Here is a 17252-nt window from a genome sequence, read left to right as displayed (position 1 = left end):
CTGTGATTATATGAACAAATAAAAATTGTAAATATCAAGTTAATCTTACTCATCGGCTTTTAAGCCCAGCGACTGCTTGAATTTAAACCAAGTTGTCCTCAGTTTCCAAAACTTGCTAGTTTCCATAGCTCTAACTCTATCTTGAGAACGCCCCAGTTCGTCATGAAAGAGTTGCAATTGTGATCGCAATTGTTCTAATTCTGCTTGAGTTTGTTGCAGATGAGGTTGCGATCGCTCCAATTCTACCTGAGTTTGTTGCAGTTGGGATTGCGATCGCACTAACTCTACTTGAGTTTGTTGTAGTTGGGAGTGCGATCGCTCTAATTCTACCTGAGTTTGTTGCAGTTGCGCTTGCGATCGCTCCAACTCCTCCTGAGCCTGCTGTAGTTGAGATTGCGATCGCTCCAATTCTACCTGAGTATGTTGCAGTTGGGATTGCGACTGCTCCAATTCTACCTGAGTATGTTGCAGTTGAGATTGCGACTGCTCTAATTCAGCCTGAGTATGTTGCAGTTGGGAGTACGAATGTTTTAGTCCAGCCTCAAAGGTTTTAAATAAATCATCGTATCTATCAATGTACACCGAGTCAATACTTTTTTTTAAGCTCGACTTTTCATCTGAACATATAGCTACAAAATAAAGAGGCGACTCCAAACTAGGAACTGTTGCTTTTACATCATTAACTCCACCAGTGTATGTCTTGAAAATACTTTCCTGAGCATTTTCTAAGAAAGAAATAAAAGAACCTATAGCCAATCTTTGACCATAAATTTGAAAATATTTAAAATGCCTACTTAACAAATCAACTAACTCATCATAATAAAGCTCTTTAACATGAAATGGATTAGAATATTGTGGTTCGTCTGAATAAGTCAAGCGATTAGGAGAGGAAAGAATTAACACCCCATCTGATGTCAAAACTCTCTTAATCTCCAACATCATTTCTTCATGCTGAGCGTGATGCTCAATTGTTTCAAAAGATGTTACCACATTAACCGAATTATCTGGTAATGGTACTGCATCGCATGAACCCACCATAAACTTGAGATTTTCAAAGCTGTTATACTGTTGCTGTGCATACTCTACAGCTTCAGCACTGATATCAACTCCCACAACTGATTCAGCGACTTTTGCCAATAACGCAGAACCATAACCTTCACCCGAAGCAATATCTAATACAGACTTACCAGTTGTAAAATCAAGACATAGTGCATAACGATGTAGATGCTCATACTTAATTTGACCATCTAAAGAAGGAACGTATCTCTCACCTGTAAATTCCATAACTAGTTCTTATCTTTATAATTACTTAACTGCCACAAATGCCTGAGCAGAGGGATACTCGAGAGAGAAAATTCTACATTCTTGAAATCCAGCTTGAATGACGTGCTTCCAAGCATCACACCCATACTCTGTATGCACCAGAAAATCAGACTTATTTTCCTTGGAACCATGATAACTAGGTGGTAAACCTGCTCGATAAACAGTTAGCCTATCCACAATCATCGGTATGGTAAAAGCACAGAATCCTCCTGGTTTTAATACCCGGTAGCACTCTGATAAACCTCTAATTGGATGCTGGATATGTTCTAAAACATCTGAGTGTACAACCAAGTCAAAAGACGTATCTGCCAGATTTATGTTCATCATATCTATATCTGGATATACTTTCAAAGTATGACCGGGTATTCCGGACAAAAACTGTGTTAAACTACCAGCTTCATTAATTTCTAGAATTTGTAAATCTTGGATTTTTGGCTGCTTAACAAAATCCTTAAATAAACCTTTGTACCCAAAACATCTCATAATTGATACAGCTAATGCCATTGAACGTAAGTTTGAGTAGCATTCTAGACAATGTAGTCCCTGCTGCCTATTAATATATTCAACTTCATAACGTGCTATCCGCCATTCATCAATTAATTCTTGCCAAAGAACATCCTGAGATTTTAAATTGCTGGAGCCACAACAATAACAAATCATTTTAATAAAGACTCACTTAATAATTGATAATTAATAAATTCACCTGAGTGTGAAACCACTACATCAGTAAACCGGATAAAACCAAAAGTCAAGTCGGTAACTCCTGACTGCAAAGTAACAGGAGCTTGTATCCAATCCATCATTTCATGGTTTTCTTGACTACCATCGGCAATAGCAGGTTCAAGTGAATAACTGTCACTTTTAATATGAGGCCACTTGAGCTTAAAAGTCACACAAATAAGTTTATCTTTTTCTAAAGGAGGTAGTTCATATTCATATTGTGTTGTATTCCAACCTGCGATAGTAACTCTCAAGCGGTCATACATTGTAATCCCAAATAAAGGATTCTTCACATGAGTGTGACTAAGGATTTTTCCTTTTAAAATTAAAGTTTCATCAGGCATAACAAAAGCCGTTTCTTGCCCTTGGGAATCCAAAATTTCTAAACTAATAATTTCACAACGTCCTGTACCAAACCTTCTTAAATTTTGAAATGCTAGGAAAGGCTTTCCCGTAAATGAATTTTGACTTAATTTCTCTTGTTGCTTCTCTTCTAAACTTTCTTTTTTGATATCATTAGTATTTAAATCACTTGAACTTTCCGACTGACTTTTTATTCTTTCATTAATTTTTTCATACATCCATGCTTGATATGACTTACTAACCTCTATTGGCGCACCCTCCTCGACAACTCTACCGTCATTAATCCAAATACAATGAGAGCAAAGACGATTGACAGCGCCTATGTCATGAGATACAAACAAAATAGTTCCATTAGTATCCTGAAATTCTTTAATTTTTGCCATACAGCGATGTACAAATACACCATCGCCCACAGACAAAGCCTCATCCACAATCAAAATTTCCGGATCAACATTAATAGCTACAGCAAAAGCCAAGCGGACAAACATGCCGCTCGAATAAGTTTTTACAGGTTCATCTAGGAAATCTCCAATATCCGCAAACCCAGCTATTTCATCAAATTTTTCTTCAATTTCTCTTTGAGTTAACCCCAACAACTGCCCATTAAAAAACACATTTTGCCGTCCCGTAAACTCAGGGTTAAATCCGCTACCAAGCTCTAGCAAAGCAGAAACCCTACCCTTAACTTGCACTTCTCCTGTTGTTGGTGTTAGTGTTCCCGCTATAATTTGTAATAAGGTACTTTTCCCAGAGCCGTTACGCCCAATAATTCCGACTGTCTTTCCCTGAGGAATTTCTAGATTTATTTCTTGTAGCGCCCAGAATTCATCAGATATACTCTTCCCTGGTAATAAAATTTCTTTAAGTCGATCTACAGGATGAGCATACCGCTTAAAGCATTTAGAAACATTCTTTAAAGAAATGGCTATTTCGTCTCCCATGCATCTGCTATTAATTTTGAAAATCACACCACAATTATCTAAGCACAATCAACCTAATATATCTATACACTTACAAGAAGCGACAACTAACGCCAAAGTTCCTTTGTTGTTTGTTTCAAGGCAAGTTATCAGGATCAATTCCTTGAGAGCGCAAATACTCTGCTAGTCGCTCAGCACGTTGACGTTCTTGCTCGGCGCGTTGGCTTTCTCTCTCAGCACGTTGACGTTCAAGGTTAAGTTGCTCTTTTGGTATTGGTATCCATTGTCCATCTGCACCATACCAACGTAACCACATACCCATAACGCCTTCATAGGTTCCGTGCCAAATTCCCAAGCCTAGCTCTATTTCTTCTAACCAAAGTCTTTGCTTGGGTATTAATAACTCCTGATAACGTGCGCCCTCTAAACGAAATACTCGTAGTTTATTTGTGTAACGGTCATACACTACATAGTAAGGAACTCGTAAAATTTGTTCATAAACTTGCCATTTAGTAGGCGGCTTGTCAACATCTCTAAGGGTTTTTCCTAAGTCTTCTTGTTCCGTACTAGGGGAAAGTAATTCTATGACCAGAAACGGTGCTACTCCTTCCTGCCAAATCACATAACTCAAACGCAGGTCTTTTTGTTCGTTAGTCCGAGGTACTCCTAAGACAATATACCAATCAGGTCTTTTGTACCACAGAGGATGACGCACATCATAATACAGGTTTAAGTCACTGGCAACTAAAAAGTCCTCTGTAGAATAGCAGGGAGTTTGGCAGGTATCGCCAAGTAGTCTAGGTTGGAAAATATGAAATTCGTCTGGCAATCCGGATTCTCCCACTAATTCGCTAGGTAAATCATACATAGTGGGTAGGGTTTCTTGCGGTGGTCGGGGAGGGTCAGTTTGGTACATGGCTTCATCCCACTAGGAACTTTGTCTATCCTAATCTAATTACCCACAGTTATAATACATCCGCAAATGCTGGTCTCAGCCGACGGTAACACCACAGTCCACCGTAAAAAACTGCCAATGCCATGATTGAAGCCACTCCCCACTCACCCCAGTGCTTGACTTCTCCGGCTAAAATTAAATCACGGTAAACTTGTGCGATCGCCGCCATTGGATTCAACCAAAACACCCACCCTCGCCATTCTTGGGGAATCACCTCAGCCGGATAGACAAGTGGCGTCAAATAAAACCATATGTTAATTATTACACCTATTGTTTGCGGTATATCTCGTAAAAATACTGTAAAACCCGCAGCTAAATAACCTAAACCTGCTGTGAATAACAACTGCGGCAGCCAAACCAACGGTAACAACGCTAAAGTTGGATGTAAAGTATGAGAAGTTATTGCTACAAACACAATCAGCGCCATTAAACCAAAAGAACTTTCAATAAATGCTGATAAAATTGGGATCAGTGGTAATAACCCTAGCGGAAATACAACTTTCTTCACTAAATTTGGCTGTCCTACCACAGAACTAGCAGACTGTGATAGTCCACCAGTAAAGGCAATCCAAGGAAGCAATCCCGCAAACAGCCACAGCCCAAACGTCAAACTTTCATTTCCAGGCAAGCCTTTCAGACTCAGTTTAACTTTCAATACTATAGAAAATACATAAGTATAAATTAGTAACTGTGATAGCTGATTCAATAGAGGCCACATATTACCCAAAATAGAACCCTTATACCGCGCCTCTAAATCACGCCGCACTAAAGTTCTCAACAAATCAAACTTCGCCCAGAACTTTTGATTAACTGGCAGGATACGCCTGAGTACACCTGCTCTACGAACAACTCCTCGCATTGATATTTCCGTTTCCTCACTACCTACACTTTGATCTACTTACGTCAAATTACTTGGATCTATTCCTAGCGATCGCAACTGCTCAGTCAATTGTGCCACTCTCTGCTGCTCCTGTTGCAAACGCAATTGTGCCTCAGATGCCTCAGCTTTTGCTGTTTGCGCTTGTTGTTGTGCGGCTTGCGCTTGTTGTTGTGCAGCTTGCGCTTGTTGTTGTGCGGCTTGCGCTTGTTGCTGTGCGGCTTGCGCTTGTTGCTGTGCGGCTTGCGCTTGTTGCTGCAATGCAACAGCTGCTTCTTCCGGAGTTGGGACTAAATCACCATTGCTGGTAAAGTATCGCAGTTTACCTGACAACACTCCCAAATAAAGCTCAAGTACTTGACTCCAAAGCCATCCCTGTGCATTTGGGACAATTTCTTGATATGTATTGCCTACCAATTTAAAACCCACAAACTCCAAATCTGCTGGCGAAAACCAAAAATATTCTGGGGTGCGAAAGCGATTTTGATAGAGATTTTTCTTGACTTTGCGGTCAACATTAGCTGTACTCTCTGACAGTAATTCAATAATTAAGTCTGGATAACGACCATCTTCCTCCCAAACTACCCAAGAACTACGAGGTTTTTTTTCCGTTTCCTTGACTACAAAAAAATCAGGTCCCCGGAATTCTCTATTGCGTAACTGCTGGCGACTAAAATAAATCGTCAGATTTGCACCAACAAAGAAATCCTCCCGTTCGCGCCACAGCCACTCTAAACTAGTTACTAGCAGCAGTAGCTGCAGATAATGCAATGAAGATTCCATCTCCGGCTCATCACTATACAACTGAGTTGCATCGGGCATCTGTTGTTCTAGCTGTTGTGCTGTTACAAGCATCTGCATCTACCTCATTACTCGTTGATTTAATTTTAGTCGTTCAGGCATTTAATGAGAGTCCCAGATTCAGCTACACTGAGTTTTGTTTACTGCATTCTTAGCTGGCATGGAAATCGGACAAAAAGTTAAAGTCGTTCGTTTGCGCGATCGCGTATCTGCTCCTGTCGCCAAAAAACTAGGACAAATCGGCAGCATCGAAGGATTCAGAATGACTGATAGTAGTGGTGTTGGCGTAGTCGTAAAGTTTGAGGATAATTTTTCCACTTGGTTTTTTGAAGATGAACTCAAAGTGATGTAGTCAGGACAAATTTCGCTCTTTTAGCAATTTATTCTTAACTTCATAAACCAGGAGGAAGTTACCAAAACAACGAGGGTGCTAAGTTGGAGTTGGAAAAAGTAAGGTGGGAAGAGGAATCAAGTCATGACCAAGATCTTGACATTTTTGGGCAAAAGCGGTAGCAATCGTACAAAAATAGCGATCGCCGCTGCCAAACAGTTGGCTAGCTTGGGAAAACGGGTACTCCTAGCAGGAGGAGCAGAACCATCATTACCAATCTTGTTGGGTATACCGATGACTCCTGAGCCTCAAGAAATTGCTGCTAACTTGCAAGTAGTACAATTTCAAACATCTATACTACTTGAACGTAGTTGGGAGGAAGTCAAAAAATTAGAAGCGAAATACCTGCGCACACCTATTCTTAAAGAGATTTATGGTCAAGAACTAGCAATCATACCAGGAATGGACAGCGCCCTCGCCCTAAACGCGATCCGCGAATACGACGAAAGCGGCAAATATGACGCAATTGTCTACGATGGTACAGGCGACACATCCACCTTACGAATGTTAGGAATGCCAGAATCTCTGAGTTGGTATGTAAGGCGATTGCGACAAATTTGGATCAACTCCGACTTGGGCAAGACAATTTCCGAATCGCCTTTAATTCAACCGCTAATTAGCACCTTTTTTAACGTCAACTGGACAACAGACAATTTCTCCCAACCAACCAACCAAGTCAATAATTTATTAGACAAAGGAAAAGCAGCCCTTGCAGATCCTAAACACATCGCTGCCTTCTTAGTAACTACTAGTGACCCTATAGAAGTTGCCACTGCCCGTTATTTGTGGGGTAGCGCTCAACAAGTTGGTTTAACTGTTGGTGGAGTTCTGCTCATGTCAGAACAAACAACAGTCAACTTGTCAGAAGAATTTATCCCTCTACCAGTAAGCGTCATTCTTAACACATCTTCGGTTGATTGGCAACCACTTATGGATGCCCTACCCAATTTTGAGGCACAAGCGTTACAAGCTCCAAAGCCTATGGAAATTGATATAAATGCGCGTCAAGTACGTTTATTCTTACCAGGATTTGACAAAAAACAGGTTAAACTTACTCAATATGGGCCAGAAGTCACTGTAGAAGCAGGAGATCAGCGACGCAACCTGTTTCTCCCTCCCTCTCTAAGTGGTAGATCTGTTACTGGAGCAAAGTTTCAAAATAGTTATTTGATCATCTCATTTTAGGAATGGCTAATCGCTAATCGCTAATAGTGCAATTAGCAATTAGCCATTCTTCTATTAACAATTAGCAAGTACGCCCTATGTCTGAATTAACTCCCATTACTCCACCAACACCAACCGAACAAGCAAAAGCAGCTGAGCGCAGTGCTAAAACCAGGCAACTTTTAGGCATGAAAGGTGCTTCCCCTGGGGAAACTGCTGTTTGGAAACTTCGGCTGCAATTGATGAAACCTATTACCTGGATTCCCCTAATTTGGGGTGTAGTCTGTGGTGCGGCTTCTTCTGGTGAATACACTTGGACACTGGAAAATGTTTTAAAGGCAGCTGCGTGTATGTTACTAGCTGGACCGTTGCTAGCTGGGTACACCCAAACCATGAATGAATACTACGATCGCGACATTGATGCTATCAACGAACCTTATCGCCCAATTCCCTCTGGCGCAATTCCTTTACCGCAGGTAGTTACGCAAATTCTGGTTTTACTTATTGCTGGTATTGCTCTAGCATTTACTCTAGATGTTTGGTCAGGTCATGAATTCCCCTCACTCACCATCCTGGCTTTGTTTGGTTCTTTCATAGCATACATCTATTCCGCACCACCTCTAAAGCTCAAACAAAACGGTTGGTTAGGCACTTACGCTCTTGGTTCTAGCTATATTGCTTTACCTTGGTGTACCGGTCATGCTTTGTTTGGTGAACTTAATTGGAAGATTGTGATTCTCACTGTTATTTACAGCTTCGCTGGTTTGGGCATTGCCATTGTTAATGATTTTAAAAGTGTGGAAGGCGATCGCCAGTTTGGGTTAAAGTCTCTACCTGTGATGTTTGGTGTTACTACTGCCGCATGGATTTGTGTGGTGATGATCGATCTATTTCAAGCAGTAATTGCAGGCTACCTAGTTTTCATTCATGAGAATTTGTATGCGGCAATTTTGCTATTGTTAGTGATTCCGCAAATCACTTTTCAAGATATGTATTTTTTGCGCGATCCTCTGAAAAATGATGTAAAATATCAGGCTAGTGCGCAACCTTTCTTGGTGTTAGGAATGCTTGTGGTGGGGTTAGCGCTGGGTCATGCTGGTGTCTGAATTAACAATTATGAATCATGAATGATAAAGTTTGTTATTCATGATTTATAATTCTTAGTTTAGAGAGGATTAAATGAACAGAGTTATGGCGCACCAGATCGCAGAGAAAAGAAATAGAGATTTTTTACTTGTTATTTACTGTATAATATAGTTTCATAGTTGAGATTTATGTTTAGGATTTGCCGTGTTTGAATTACTTTATTTTGTAATTAAGACTATTCAACCTTTTTTAGTTCCAATCTGCTTTTTTACTGCTTGGACTTTAACTATTATTGTTGCTAGGAGTTTATGGACAACGACAAGAGATACTGTTAAAAAAGCTCAGGAAATGCATCAAATTCCTTGTACTAATTGCCAATTTTTTACTAATGATTACCGTCTCAAATGTACGGTTCGTCCATGCGTAGCTAATACGGAAGAAGCTATAAATTGTCTGGATTATCAACCAAAAACAAATGCTATGTTGTATTAGGGAATAAAAGAATTGTTAATTGCTGATTGTTTTGCACAAGTAACAATTAGCTATTAGCCATTTCTACTAAAACTTTTAAAACTCCTTTAGTTTGAGCATGTTCAAAGGCAGTAAGCCCTTGTGACAGAGGGTAGTGGGCATGAATCAGTGGTTTTACGTCTACTTTTCCGGATGCTAATAAATCAAGTGCAGGTGAAAAGGAACCACAACGTGAACCAATTAGAGTAATTTCGTCTACGACTAAAGCGGAAGCATTTAAGCTTAAATTGCCAGCGTATGTGCTTTTGAGTATTAGTGTTCCTCGTGGGCGTAGGGCGCGATGTGCGATCGCAAATCCCTCCGCATTGCCTGTACATTCTACGGAAATATCAAATGTTCTGTCGGTTACTGCGTCGGCTAAACCAGTTTTGATACCCCTTGCTTTTAAATTAGCTAGTTTGTCTTGATGACGCCCTACTACTAAGAGGTTGCAGCCAGTTAAGGCTAATGTCTGGGCTACTAATTGCCCTAGCTTACCATCTCCAACCACTAGTACTCTGTCTTTTGGATGCACAGCTACTTGCTGCTGAATTTCTAAGGCTGCTGCTAAAGGTTCAGTAAATGTTGCTACTTCTGTAGGAATATGATCGGGAACAGGATGTAAATTTTCGATTGGCAAACAAAGATAGTCGGCAAAAGCTCCATTACGGTTAACAATACCAAGTACTGTGCGGTTTTCGCAATGAGTTGGTTGTCCACTACGGCAGAATCTACAATGTCCACAAACAGCGTTGATTTCTCCCACTACACGCAGGTTTACTAGGTGTTTTGGTCCTTGTTCGACAACACCAACAAACTCGTGTCCTATAATTCCAGTGTAGGGATAGTAGCCTCTAATGAGTTCTAAATCAGTGTTACAGATCCCAGCACACAATACCCTTACCAAGGCTTCTCCCTCCGCCAGTTCGGGAGTAGGGATGTCAGTACGTAGTTGTAGTTGGTTGTTTTCGAGCCAGAGTCCTTTCATGATCAATAGCTGTACAGGACAGTCACATTATATTTTACACATCTTTCGATGAAACAGTTGATTCAAAAGCAGTCCCTCCTTCCTCTGTCTCAAGCGTTTGCTCTATGGTTGGGAATATTTTTACTTTGCGCCTCACCATCTTATGCTAAACAAGTAGAAACCTGTACTCAGAAATTTGCTGCTAGCAAATGCGTTAACCGTTTGTCAGAGATAATGCTGGCATTATCTAATGCGAATGTTGTGTATCTGGGGGAAACTCACGACAGTGCCAAAGATCACCAAAACCAGTTAAAAATTATTCAAGAACTTTACCAGCGTAACCCCAAAATCGCGATCGCGATGGAAATGTTTCAGCGCCCCTATCAAAGTATTATTAATCAGTACCTAGCAGGGAAAATCACAGAAAAAGAACTGCTAAAGAAAAGTGAGTACGAGCAACGCTGGGGTTTTCCCTGGGAGAATTACGCCCCTATCCTCAGGTTCGCTAAAGAAAAACAACTACCCGTTATCGCTTTAAATACCCCTTCAGAAATCACCCGCAAAGTAGCTCGCTCAGGCTTAGAATCTTTAACACAATCAGAACGACAACAAATTCCCCCTTTAGAAGAAATTCGTACAGATAACGAAGAATATCGTCAACAGTTACTAGCAGCTTTTAAACAGCACCAAGCCGCAGGACATGGTAGTAGTGTTGATGCCGAGCGCTTCTTGTTAGCACAAGTTCTCTGGGATGAAACAATGGCAGAAAGTATTGCCAAATTTATCAAAGCAAAACCAGATTATCAAGTAGTAGTATTAGCAGGACAAGGACATATAATTTACGGCTACGGTATTCCCAGCCGCGTTGCCCGACACCACAAAGGTAAACTAATTCAGCGTTCCGTCTTACTTAGTCCCCCCGTAGATACCTCACCACCAAAAAATCAGCGCATCGCCGACTTCATTTGGTACGATCAACAAGACGCGAAAACTCGCTAAAATCTTCTTCCTTAGCGTTCTTGGCGCCTTTGCGGTTCAAATCTTCAACCTCTCCACAAAAGGACCAAAAACCGGAATTAACTCAGGGCGACTCACAACTAAAGTAGGGAAAGAGCGATCGCTATAATCTTCCCCAGCTAACAAAGGAAACGGCTCTGACTTCAGCGATAACCATCTACCCCCAGCAGCCTGAACAATTACCCAAGCCGCCGCAATATCCCAAACTTTGGGTGTAGCCTCAATCCCACCCAGTGTTGCTCCATTAGCGACTGTGAGAAAATTATAACTAGCCACACCCAGCATCCGAATTTTGCAGGGAAAGTTTTGTTGAATCACAGCAGTGCTACGAGAACAGAGATTGAAAAAATGATTTTTGCTTGGTACATCACCACTGGTATGGATGGGATGGTGATTGCGAAATGCTCCACTTGGTACTGCTAACTCAAAAGAACCTGCCCAAAAACCATGAAAAGTTTGATTTAATGGTGGCACGTTAATGTAACCAAATATCGGTGTCCCTTGATACAGTAACCCAAGAGAAATTGACCAAATAGGAATGCCGCGTGTAAAGTTAGTTGTACCATCTAAAGGGTCAATCACCCAACACCATTCAGTCCCAGGAAAAGTTTTCTCACCCTCTTCACTCAGGATACCGTAACCAGAAAATGTGGATGCGATCGCATCGCGAATTTCTTGATCCGCCCATTTATCTGCTTGCGTCACTAAACTACCATCAGCTTTTTGCAAAGCCTGCACCTGCCCAAAATCTTGCATTAACTGCTTACCCACGCGGTTTGTGGTGGTTTGGGCAAATTCGAGAATTGTTGTCCAAAATTCAGTCATACGATCAATAGCTAATAGCTAATGGATAATGGCGAATGGTGCAATTAACAATTAGCAATTAGCAATTAACACCATTAACAACATTATCAATCAAGATCACTTTCTAAAATAGATGAGATTGCCTGCTTGGCATTGCTTTGAAATTCTCTCACATTCACGCGCTTGAGGAACCAAATTGCCACCAGCATTCCCACTGCTTGTAATCCAAACACTAAGCTATAAGCTAGTACTTGCTGCCCAAAAAGTTGTTTGCCGATATCTAATACTGCACCACCGCTGACTGTGGCTAACGCTCTTGCGATCGCTTGTGCTAAACCCCAAGCACCAATAAATGTGCCTGCGGTTTCTGCTGCGGTAAGATCTAGCATTAAACTGAGTGCTCCAGTGGTGGTGACACCAGAGGCTAAACCGAACAATATTAATGCTCCTTGTAGCAGCTTTTGATTGGCGGTGAATCCTGAGAATATGATTATTACCATAGTTATGGCAACCAGGAAGCATCCTAATTGGGCTGTTTTTTGTTTGCCTATGCGTGGTACGATCAAAAACCCGGTCGAACTGATCCCAATTAGAGTTCCTGTTCCCCAAAAAGCATTTAGCCTGGTAGTATCTGATACACACATACCAAAGACTTCGCCTCCGTAGGGTTCGAGTACTGCTTCTTGCATAAACAAGCTGATTGTCATCACAAGTAAAAAGGTGAAAAATAAACCTGTTTGACGACTGGCAGTTAAGACTTTGAGAGCTTTGCTTAAAGTAATTTGATCTTCCCTTTGTGCTACTGTGGAGCGTAAATGATAACGTGAGTATTTTTTTTCAACGCCGAATGTAGATATTACGGATAAGCCAAAAACTACGGCAGGAAGAAGCAAGAACAAACGGTTAATTGAGTTTTGTAGTGCTGCTAATTGTTGCGGTTGTTTGAATAAGGATATTGTTCCTTGGGAAGCTTCTTGACAGGACGTTGCTCCTGGTAATAATTTTGAACTGATAATTGCGCCAATGACAATACCTACCATCAGCATTGACCAAACAATACCAATGAGTTTAGAACGGTTATCTTCATCGGAAATGTCTACCAGTAATGCGGCAAAGGGTGTGGAGCTTGAACTTAATGTTAGTCCATAGAAGGCAAAAATTCCTGCTAGTAAGGCAATCCAACCGTAAGTAGAAGTTGTCCAACCGGATGAGTAAAAACTAGCACCCAACTGCCAGGTAACTTGTACGGCTAAAAATGCTGTGAGCGCCAGCATTGCTGCACCTACCCATACATAACCTGTGCGATGATATCCAAAGAATGGTTTAGCGTCAGATAATTGCCCAAACCACAGTCTTGCTGGTGCGACAAACTGATGCATTGCGATCGTCCCTGCTACCAGTGTAGCCGGAATCGCTAACTCTTTAATCATAATGCGATTCAGCACTCCCAAGGTGAGAAGGGACATGATGCCCAATCCCATCTGAAATAAACCCAATCGGAACATTGTGAGTAAATTAACCTTGGGTACTATGAATGAATTTTTCTCACCATCTGATAAATTTTCCCTTGCCATATTCTTTGAAAAATTAATGAATATGTCTTCTAGCATAGACTTTACGAGCGATCGCCAGATTTTAACAAGCGATAAACTAGGAGAATATGAAGAAATGTAAATAACGGTAGCAAAAGTGGAAACTATTACTTTAGGAAAAAATGGTCCTGCAGTTACACCCCTTTGTATTGGTACTTGGGCTTGGGGTGATAAGCTTTTTTGGAATTATGGTAATAATTACGGTGAACAGGAGTTACAAGCAGCGTTTACAGCAGCGTTAGAAGCTGGTGTCACCTTTTTTGATACCGCTGAAATCTACGGGTTTGGCAAGAGTGAGGAATTTTTGGGGCAATTCATGCGCCAAACAAATCAACAGGTGCAAATTGCTACCAAATTCGGTCCTGTGCCTTGGCGATTCACAGGTGATTCTGTTGCTGAAGCATTGACAAACAGTCTTAAACGCTTACAATTGGAGCAAGTTGCTCTGTATCAAGTGCATTGGCCTTTTACCTTCTTCATGAGCCAAGAAACTTTAATGAATGCTTTGGCAGACGAAGTGAAGCGGGGCAGAATTGTTACAGTTGGTGTCAGTAATTACTCTGCTCAGCAGATGCGGGAAGCGCACGAGATATTAAGCCGTCGTGGTGTACCTTTGGCTGTCAACCAAGTTAACTACTCTTTGCTAACTCGTCAAATAGAAACTAACGGTATTTTCAACACAGCGCGTGAGTTAGGCGTAACAATTTTGGCATACAGTCCCTTAGCTCAAGGGCTGCTGACAGGTAAGTATACCCCAGATAAAGATTTTAACTTCAAAGATGGTAGAAGGATAGATCCAAGATTTAGTAAACAAGGCTTACAGAAAATTGAGCCTGTGATATCTTTGCTACGCCAGATAGGAGATAAACACGGACGTAACCCTGCCCAAGTAGCGCTCAACTGGTTGATAGCACAGGGTAATGTAATTCCTATTGCTGGGGCGAAAACAGCCGAACAAGTAAAACAGAATGCTGGTGCTTTAGGTTGGCGATTGAGTGAAGATGAAGTTGCGCAGCTAGAAAGAATTACTCGTCCTTAGCAATATATCTTTTGGGGCGAACGGCTGTACCCTACGGGTTCTCCAAAGGGCTACGCCCCCACTCAAAAACAAATCTCTTAACTTTAGGTATTAATAACTTAATTTGCTGCAATAGTTAAAACTTCGTCTATCCAAGCATTAATACTTTTACCGGATTTTTTAGCGGCAATAAAAATCTTCCGGTGGTTTTCTGGAGTAGTGCGCAAAGGAAGCTTACCAGAGAAAGGTTTATCAGGCTCCTCTCCTAATTCTGAGCAAAAAGCTAAATAGTCATCTACTGATTTGTGGAATTCTTCACGAGCCTCATCAACTGTTTTTCCTTTAAATGTTACTACATCATTAATATCTAGTACCCGCCCAAAAAGAATTCCTGCTTCTACATCTACTTCAATACTGGCTGTATATCCTTTGTAAATCATCATAGTTACAGTGATTATTAATTTTTCAACATTCAAGAAAATTCATGGCTGATTAAAAAATAGCAAGTAGTGATATCATTGACCTGTAATTGCACGCTTGTGGACGACTTGATTTGATGAACCCCTTAATTTAAGGGAATCTTTGCTGCATGTTTGAGGATTTGTACAGCCATAGCATCTACAGAAAAATCGTTCGCCATTGCATCTCCGTAGTTGGAGAGAATCACAACTCCTGTTTGATGTTTTTTATCGAACCCAATAAAACTCTTGTATCCACCTGTACCGCCGTTATGGCAGTATATTTCCTGTCCTTCTGGGAGAGTAATAATTTGCCAAGCTAATCCCAGACTCTCGATCCCATTTTGAAACTGTTGTTGGTGGGAACGTGTAATTGCTTTTGTCAACTTCTATTCTTGACTACAGCACGGTGATGAGAATTTTTGCACATTAAGAAGAACGACTTCTTAAAGAAGTCGGGGATCTTGTTAATCATATATATTGACAAATTAGGGTTTTTATTATATGCAATATAAAATTTAGCCGCTGCTTTGGGAATAGTAGGAGTAATATTCCTAATTGAAGGACTTGTAGACTTGAGAAATCCCACTTATATAGCAGCAGCTATTGTTGTGGCTTTTTTCGATGCCACTACTCGTGAAGAAGTCTGGTTAACCGAGAAGTTCCAGATCATCCAGACTACTACGTTTTAGTCAAGAAGCTGATTCTCTTGCTGTACTAGAACCTAGCTTTTTACTTGGTGTTACAGAAGGTTCGCGACGGGAAGTCCGTAATTTGGGCTTGGGAGTGCCACCGCGTTCACGCTTTTCGCCTTCGCTGGTATCTGATGATACCCAAGCAGAAGAGCGGGGGCGATCGCCATTATAATCTCGTCGAGAAGATGTCCGTAGCTTTGGTTTGGGAGTAGGAGGAACCATTTCCTCTTCTGGCATCATCTCTGTTTTTAACCAAGCCGGACGAGTTTGATCGTAAGCAATTTGCAACGCCGCTGCGGCTATTGCTTGGGCATCGTATTTCTCTGTTAACTCGCTGACAATTGGTAAAAATGAAGCCAGACGCTCTCCTGCTAAAGCTTCACGAACCTGAGCTTCCAATTTTTCAATGTGCCGTGCTTCGATTTGTGCGCGTGTAGGAATTGAAAGTACTTGCCAATTTTGACGCACATGGCGCTCAAATATTTGCTGCTTGCGGCGCTCAAAGGGTTGTACTAGAGAAATCGCTGTACCTTCTTTCCCAGCTCTACCAGTACGACCAATTCTATGGACGTAAGTTTCTACACTATCAGGTAAGTCGAAGTTAATTACGTGAGAAAGTTGATCTACATCCAAACCGCGTGCGGCAATATCTGTAGCTACTACCCAACGCACTTGACGATTGCGGAACCGTGTTAATAACCGTTCCCGCGCTTGCTGAGACAAGTCACCATGATATTCATCTACACTATGACCTGCTGATTGTAGTTGATTGGTGAGTTCTGCGGCTGTACGTCTTGTGCGGACAAAGATTAAAGCCGTTTCTGGATCTTCCATTTCGAGAATCGGCTGTAAAGCTTTGGCTTTTGTCCAGTGACGTGGTATGAGGTAAGCTACCTGATTAATTTTGGTTGGTGCTGCTTTTGGCTGCTCAACAGTAACTGTAATGGGCGAGTGCAAAAACTTGGATACCAAAGAGCGAATTGATGGCGGCATTGTTGCCGAGAATAAAGCTGTTTGGCGTTCGTTTGGTGCTTGGGAGAGAATTTTTTCTACATCATCGATAAAGCCCATGCTCAACATTTCATCGGCTTCATCTAATACCATCCACTTCACTTTGTCTAGTTTGAGACAACCCCGCTCTAGCAAGTCTATTACTCGCCCTGGTGTACCCACAACAACGTGAACGCCACGCTTTAGTTGTAAAATTTGACGGTCAATTGATTGACCTCCATAAATTGCTAAAGCTCGCAATCCTGAGTTACCAATAAATTCACTAATTGCATCGTGGACTTGAATTGCTAACTCACGAGTTGGCGTCAGAATTAAAGCTTGTACTGCCTTTTGACTAACATCTAACCGTTCGAGAATGGGCAGAGAAAACGCTGCTGTTTTACCTGTACCTGTTTGGGATTGACCGACTACATCACGACCACCTAGTAGTTGAGGAATCGCTTGTGCCTGAATATTAGTTGGTGCGGTAAAGCCTATTTTTTCTAGTTGCTCAACGCGCTCTTGTGAGATGCCTAAGTCTTGGAAAGAAAGGTTCATTAAATCTCCTCTATTTTTCTGCTTGATTTTAGATTGGAGACGC

18 protein-coding genes are annotated in these 17252 nt (G+C 41.3%); 6 read left to right on the top strand and 12 right to left on the bottom strand.

What is annotated here, in order from left to right:
• Positions 1 to 45 precede the first annotated feature (45 nt).
• The 6 genes from ICL16_RS22165 to ICL16_RS22140 all read right to left on the bottom strand — a co-directional run bounded on the left by ICL16_RS22165 (position 46) and on the right by ICL16_RS22140 (position 6013).
• Positions 46 to 1284, bottom strand: a complete 1239-nt coding sequence (locus ICL16_RS22165) for a class I SAM-dependent methyltransferase (RefSeq protein WP_190832085.1) — start codon at positions 1282 to 1284, stop codon at positions 46 to 48.
• A gap of 21 nt (positions 1285 to 1305) precedes the next feature.
• Positions 1306 to 1983 (bottom strand): class I SAM-dependent methyltransferase, encoded by a 678-nt coding sequence (locus ICL16_RS22160; protein ID WP_190832083.1) that lies wholly within the window; start codon positions 1981 to 1983, stop codon positions 1306 to 1308.
• Positions 1980 to 3347, bottom strand: coding sequence for an ABC transporter ATP-binding protein (locus ICL16_RS22155; RefSeq protein WP_190832081.1), 1368 nt, complete (start codon positions 3345 to 3347; stop codon positions 1980 to 1982). The genes ICL16_RS22160 and ICL16_RS22155 overlap by 4 nt, the downstream gene beginning before the upstream one ends.
• A 115-nt stretch (positions 3348 to 3462) precedes the next feature.
• Positions 3463 to 4242: a Uma2 family endonuclease gene (locus ICL16_RS22150; protein WP_190832079.1), complete on the bottom strand. Its 780-nt coding sequence runs from the start codon at positions 4240 to 4242 to the stop codon at positions 3463 to 3465.
• A gap of 49 nt (positions 4243 to 4291) precedes the next feature.
• On the bottom strand, positions 4292 to 5140 hold the full coding sequence (locus ICL16_RS22145; RefSeq protein ID WP_190832077.1) for an ABC transporter permease: 849 nt from the start codon (positions 5138 to 5140) through the stop codon (positions 4292 to 4294).
• 39 nt (positions 5141 to 5179) lie between these two features.
• On the bottom strand, positions 5180 to 6013 hold the full coding sequence (locus ICL16_RS22140; RefSeq protein ID WP_190832075.1) for a Uma2 family endonuclease: 834 nt from the start codon (positions 6011 to 6013) through the stop codon (positions 5180 to 5182).
• A gap of 106 nt (positions 6014 to 6119) precedes the next feature.
• On the opposite strand from ICL16_RS22140, the gene petP reads away from it, so the two are divergent.
• The 4 genes from petP to ICL16_RS22120 all read left to right on the top strand — a co-directional run bounded on the left by petP (position 6120) and on the right by ICL16_RS22120 (position 9092).
• A complete protein-coding gene (gene petP / locus ICL16_RS22135; RefSeq protein ID WP_190832073.1) occupies positions 6120 to 6311 on the top strand; it encodes a cytochrome b6f subunit PetP in 192 nt (63 codons plus the stop codon).
• A gap of 123 nt (positions 6312 to 6434) precedes the next feature.
• Positions 6435 to 7535 carry a Get3/ArsA fold putative tail anchor-mediating ATPase NosAFP gene (locus ICL16_RS22130; protein ID WP_190832071.1) on the top strand — a complete coding sequence of 367 codons (1101 nt, stop codon included), beginning with the start codon at positions 6435 to 6437 and terminating at the stop codon, positions 7533 to 7535.
• Positions 7536 to 7612: 77 nt separating this feature from the next.
• Positions 7613 to 8620: a chlorophyll synthase ChlG gene (gene chlG, locus ICL16_RS22125; protein ID WP_190832069.1), complete on the top strand. Its 1008-nt coding sequence runs from the start codon at positions 7613 to 7615 to the stop codon at positions 8618 to 8620.
• Between the two features lie 184 nt (positions 8621 to 8804).
• Positions 8805 to 9092, top strand: a complete 288-nt coding sequence (locus ICL16_RS22120; protein WP_190832066.1) for a hypothetical protein — start codon at positions 8805 to 8807, stop codon at positions 9090 to 9092.
• Between the two features lie 46 nt (positions 9093 to 9138).
• On the opposite strand, the gene ICL16_RS22115 is transcribed toward ICL16_RS22120, so the two are convergent.
• Positions 9139 to 10098, bottom strand: coding sequence for an MDR/zinc-dependent alcohol dehydrogenase-like family protein (locus ICL16_RS22115; protein WP_190832064.1), 960 nt, complete (start codon positions 10096 to 10098; stop codon positions 9139 to 9141).
• Between the two features lie 48 nt (positions 10099 to 10146).
• Between ICL16_RS22115 and ICL16_RS22110 the strand changes: the two genes are divergently transcribed.
• Positions 10147 to 11076, top strand: coding sequence for a ChaN family lipoprotein (locus ICL16_RS22110; RefSeq protein ID WP_190832061.1), 930 nt, complete (start codon positions 10147 to 10149; stop codon positions 11074 to 11076).
• Positions 11077 to 11112: 36 nt separating this feature from the next.
• On the opposite strand, the gene ICL16_RS22105 is transcribed toward ICL16_RS22110, so the two are convergent.
• Complete coding sequence (locus tag ICL16_RS22105; protein WP_190832059.1) at positions 11113 to 11919, bottom strand: inositol monophosphatase family protein; 807 nt, start codon at positions 11917 to 11919, stop codon at positions 11113 to 11115.
• Between the two features lie 86 nt (positions 11920 to 12005).
• Complete coding sequence (locus ICL16_RS22100; protein WP_190832057.1) at positions 12006 to 13472, bottom strand: BCD family MFS transporter; 1467 nt, start codon at positions 13470 to 13472, stop codon at positions 12006 to 12008.
• Positions 13473 to 13587: 115 nt separating this feature from the next.
• Between ICL16_RS22100 and ICL16_RS22095 the strand changes: the two genes are divergently transcribed.
• Positions 13588 to 14529, top strand: coding sequence for an aldo/keto reductase (locus tag ICL16_RS22095; protein WP_190832054.1), 942 nt, complete (start codon positions 13588 to 13590; stop codon positions 14527 to 14529).
• Positions 14530 to 14627: 98 nt separating this feature from the next.
• Here ICL16_RS22095 and ICL16_RS22090 read toward each other — a convergent pair whose 3' ends face one another.
• From ICL16_RS22090 to ICL16_RS22080, 3 genes are all read right to left on the bottom strand, one after another.
• The gene (locus ICL16_RS22090) at positions 14628 to 14948 is read right to left on the bottom strand and encodes a type II toxin-antitoxin system HicB family antitoxin (RefSeq protein ID WP_202895673.1); all 321 of its coding nucleotides are present in this window, start codon (positions 14946 to 14948) and stop codon (positions 14628 to 14630) included.
• 125 nt (positions 14949 to 15073) lie between these two features.
• Positions 15074 to 15352, bottom strand: coding sequence for a serine hydrolase (locus tag ICL16_RS22085; RefSeq protein ID WP_190832049.1), 279 nt, complete (start codon positions 15350 to 15352; stop codon positions 15074 to 15076).
• A 306-nt stretch (positions 15353 to 15658) separates the two neighbouring features.
• Entirely contained in the window at positions 15659 to 17209 is a 1551-nt protein-coding gene (locus ICL16_RS22080; RefSeq protein WP_190832047.1) for a DEAD/DEAH box helicase, read from the bottom strand.
• Positions 17210 to 17252: the final 43 nt, after the last annotated feature.

The sequence above is a fragment of the Iningainema tapete BLCC-T55 genome, assembly GCF_014698965.1.
GTDB classification, from domain to species: Bacteria; Cyanobacteriota; Cyanobacteriia; order Cyanobacteriales; family Nostocaceae; genus Iningainema; species Iningainema tapete.
The sequence above is the reverse complement of the archived record's forward strand: the minus strand, read 5'-3'. Positions and strand labels throughout refer to the sequence as shown.

What these genes read in the sequence shown, in the direction of transcription:
- chlG (WP_190832069.1), top strand. Translation starts at nt 7,613, where the DNA reads ATGTCTGAATTAACTCCCATTACTCCACCAACACCAACCGAACAAGCA.
- ICL16_RS22150 (WP_190832079.1), bottom strand. Translation starts at nt 4,242, where the DNA reads ATGTACCAAACTGACCCTCCCCGACCACCGCAAGAAACCCTACCCACT.
- petP (WP_190832073.1), top strand. Translation starts at nt 6,120, where the DNA reads ATGGAAATCGGACAAAAAGTTAAAGTCGTTCGTTTGCGCGATCGCGTA.
- ICL16_RS22090 (WP_202895673.1), bottom strand. Translation starts at nt 14,948, where the DNA reads ATGATTTACAAAGGATATACAGCCAGTATTGAAGTAGATGTAGAAGCA.
- ICL16_RS22155 (WP_190832081.1), bottom strand. Translation starts at nt 3,347, where the DNA reads ATGGGAGACGAAATAGCCATTTCTTTAAAGAATGTTTCTAAATGCTTT.
- ICL16_RS22105 (WP_190832059.1), bottom strand. Translation starts at nt 11,919, where the DNA reads ATGACTGAATTTTGGACAACAATTCTCGAATTTGCCCAAACCACCACA.
- ICL16_RS22165 (WP_190832085.1), bottom strand. Translation starts at nt 1,284, where the DNA reads ATGGAATTTACAGGTGAGAGATACGTTCCTTCTTTAGATGGTCAAATT.
- ICL16_RS22080 (WP_190832047.1), bottom strand. Translation starts at nt 17,209, where the DNA reads ATGAACCTTTCTTTCCAAGACTTAGGCATCTCACAAGAGCGCGTTGAG.
- ICL16_RS22110 (WP_190832061.1), top strand. Translation starts at nt 10,147, where the DNA reads ATGAAACAGTTGATTCAAAAGCAGTCCCTCCTTCCTCTGTCTCAAGCG.
- ICL16_RS22160 (WP_190832083.1), bottom strand. Translation starts at nt 1,983, where the DNA reads ATGATTTGTTATTGTTGTGGCTCCAGCAATTTAAAATCTCAGGATGTT.
- ICL16_RS22130 (WP_190832071.1), top strand. Translation starts at nt 6,435, where the DNA reads ATGACCAAGATCTTGACATTTTTGGGCAAAAGCGGTAGCAATCGTACA.
- ICL16_RS22145 (WP_190832077.1), bottom strand. Translation starts at nt 5,140, where the DNA reads ATGCGAGGAGTTGTTCGTAGAGCAGGTGTACTCAGGCGTATCCTGCCA.
- ICL16_RS22140 (WP_190832075.1), bottom strand. Translation starts at nt 6,013, where the DNA reads ATGCTTGTAACAGCACAACAGCTAGAACAACAGATGCCCGATGCAACT.
- ICL16_RS22115 (WP_190832064.1), bottom strand. Translation starts at nt 10,098, where the DNA reads ATGAAAGGACTCTGGCTCGAAAACAACCAACTACAACTACGTACTGAC.
- ICL16_RS22100 (WP_190832057.1), bottom strand. Translation starts at nt 13,472, where the DNA reads ATGGCAAGGGAAAATTTATCAGATGGTGAGAAAAATTCATTCATAGTA.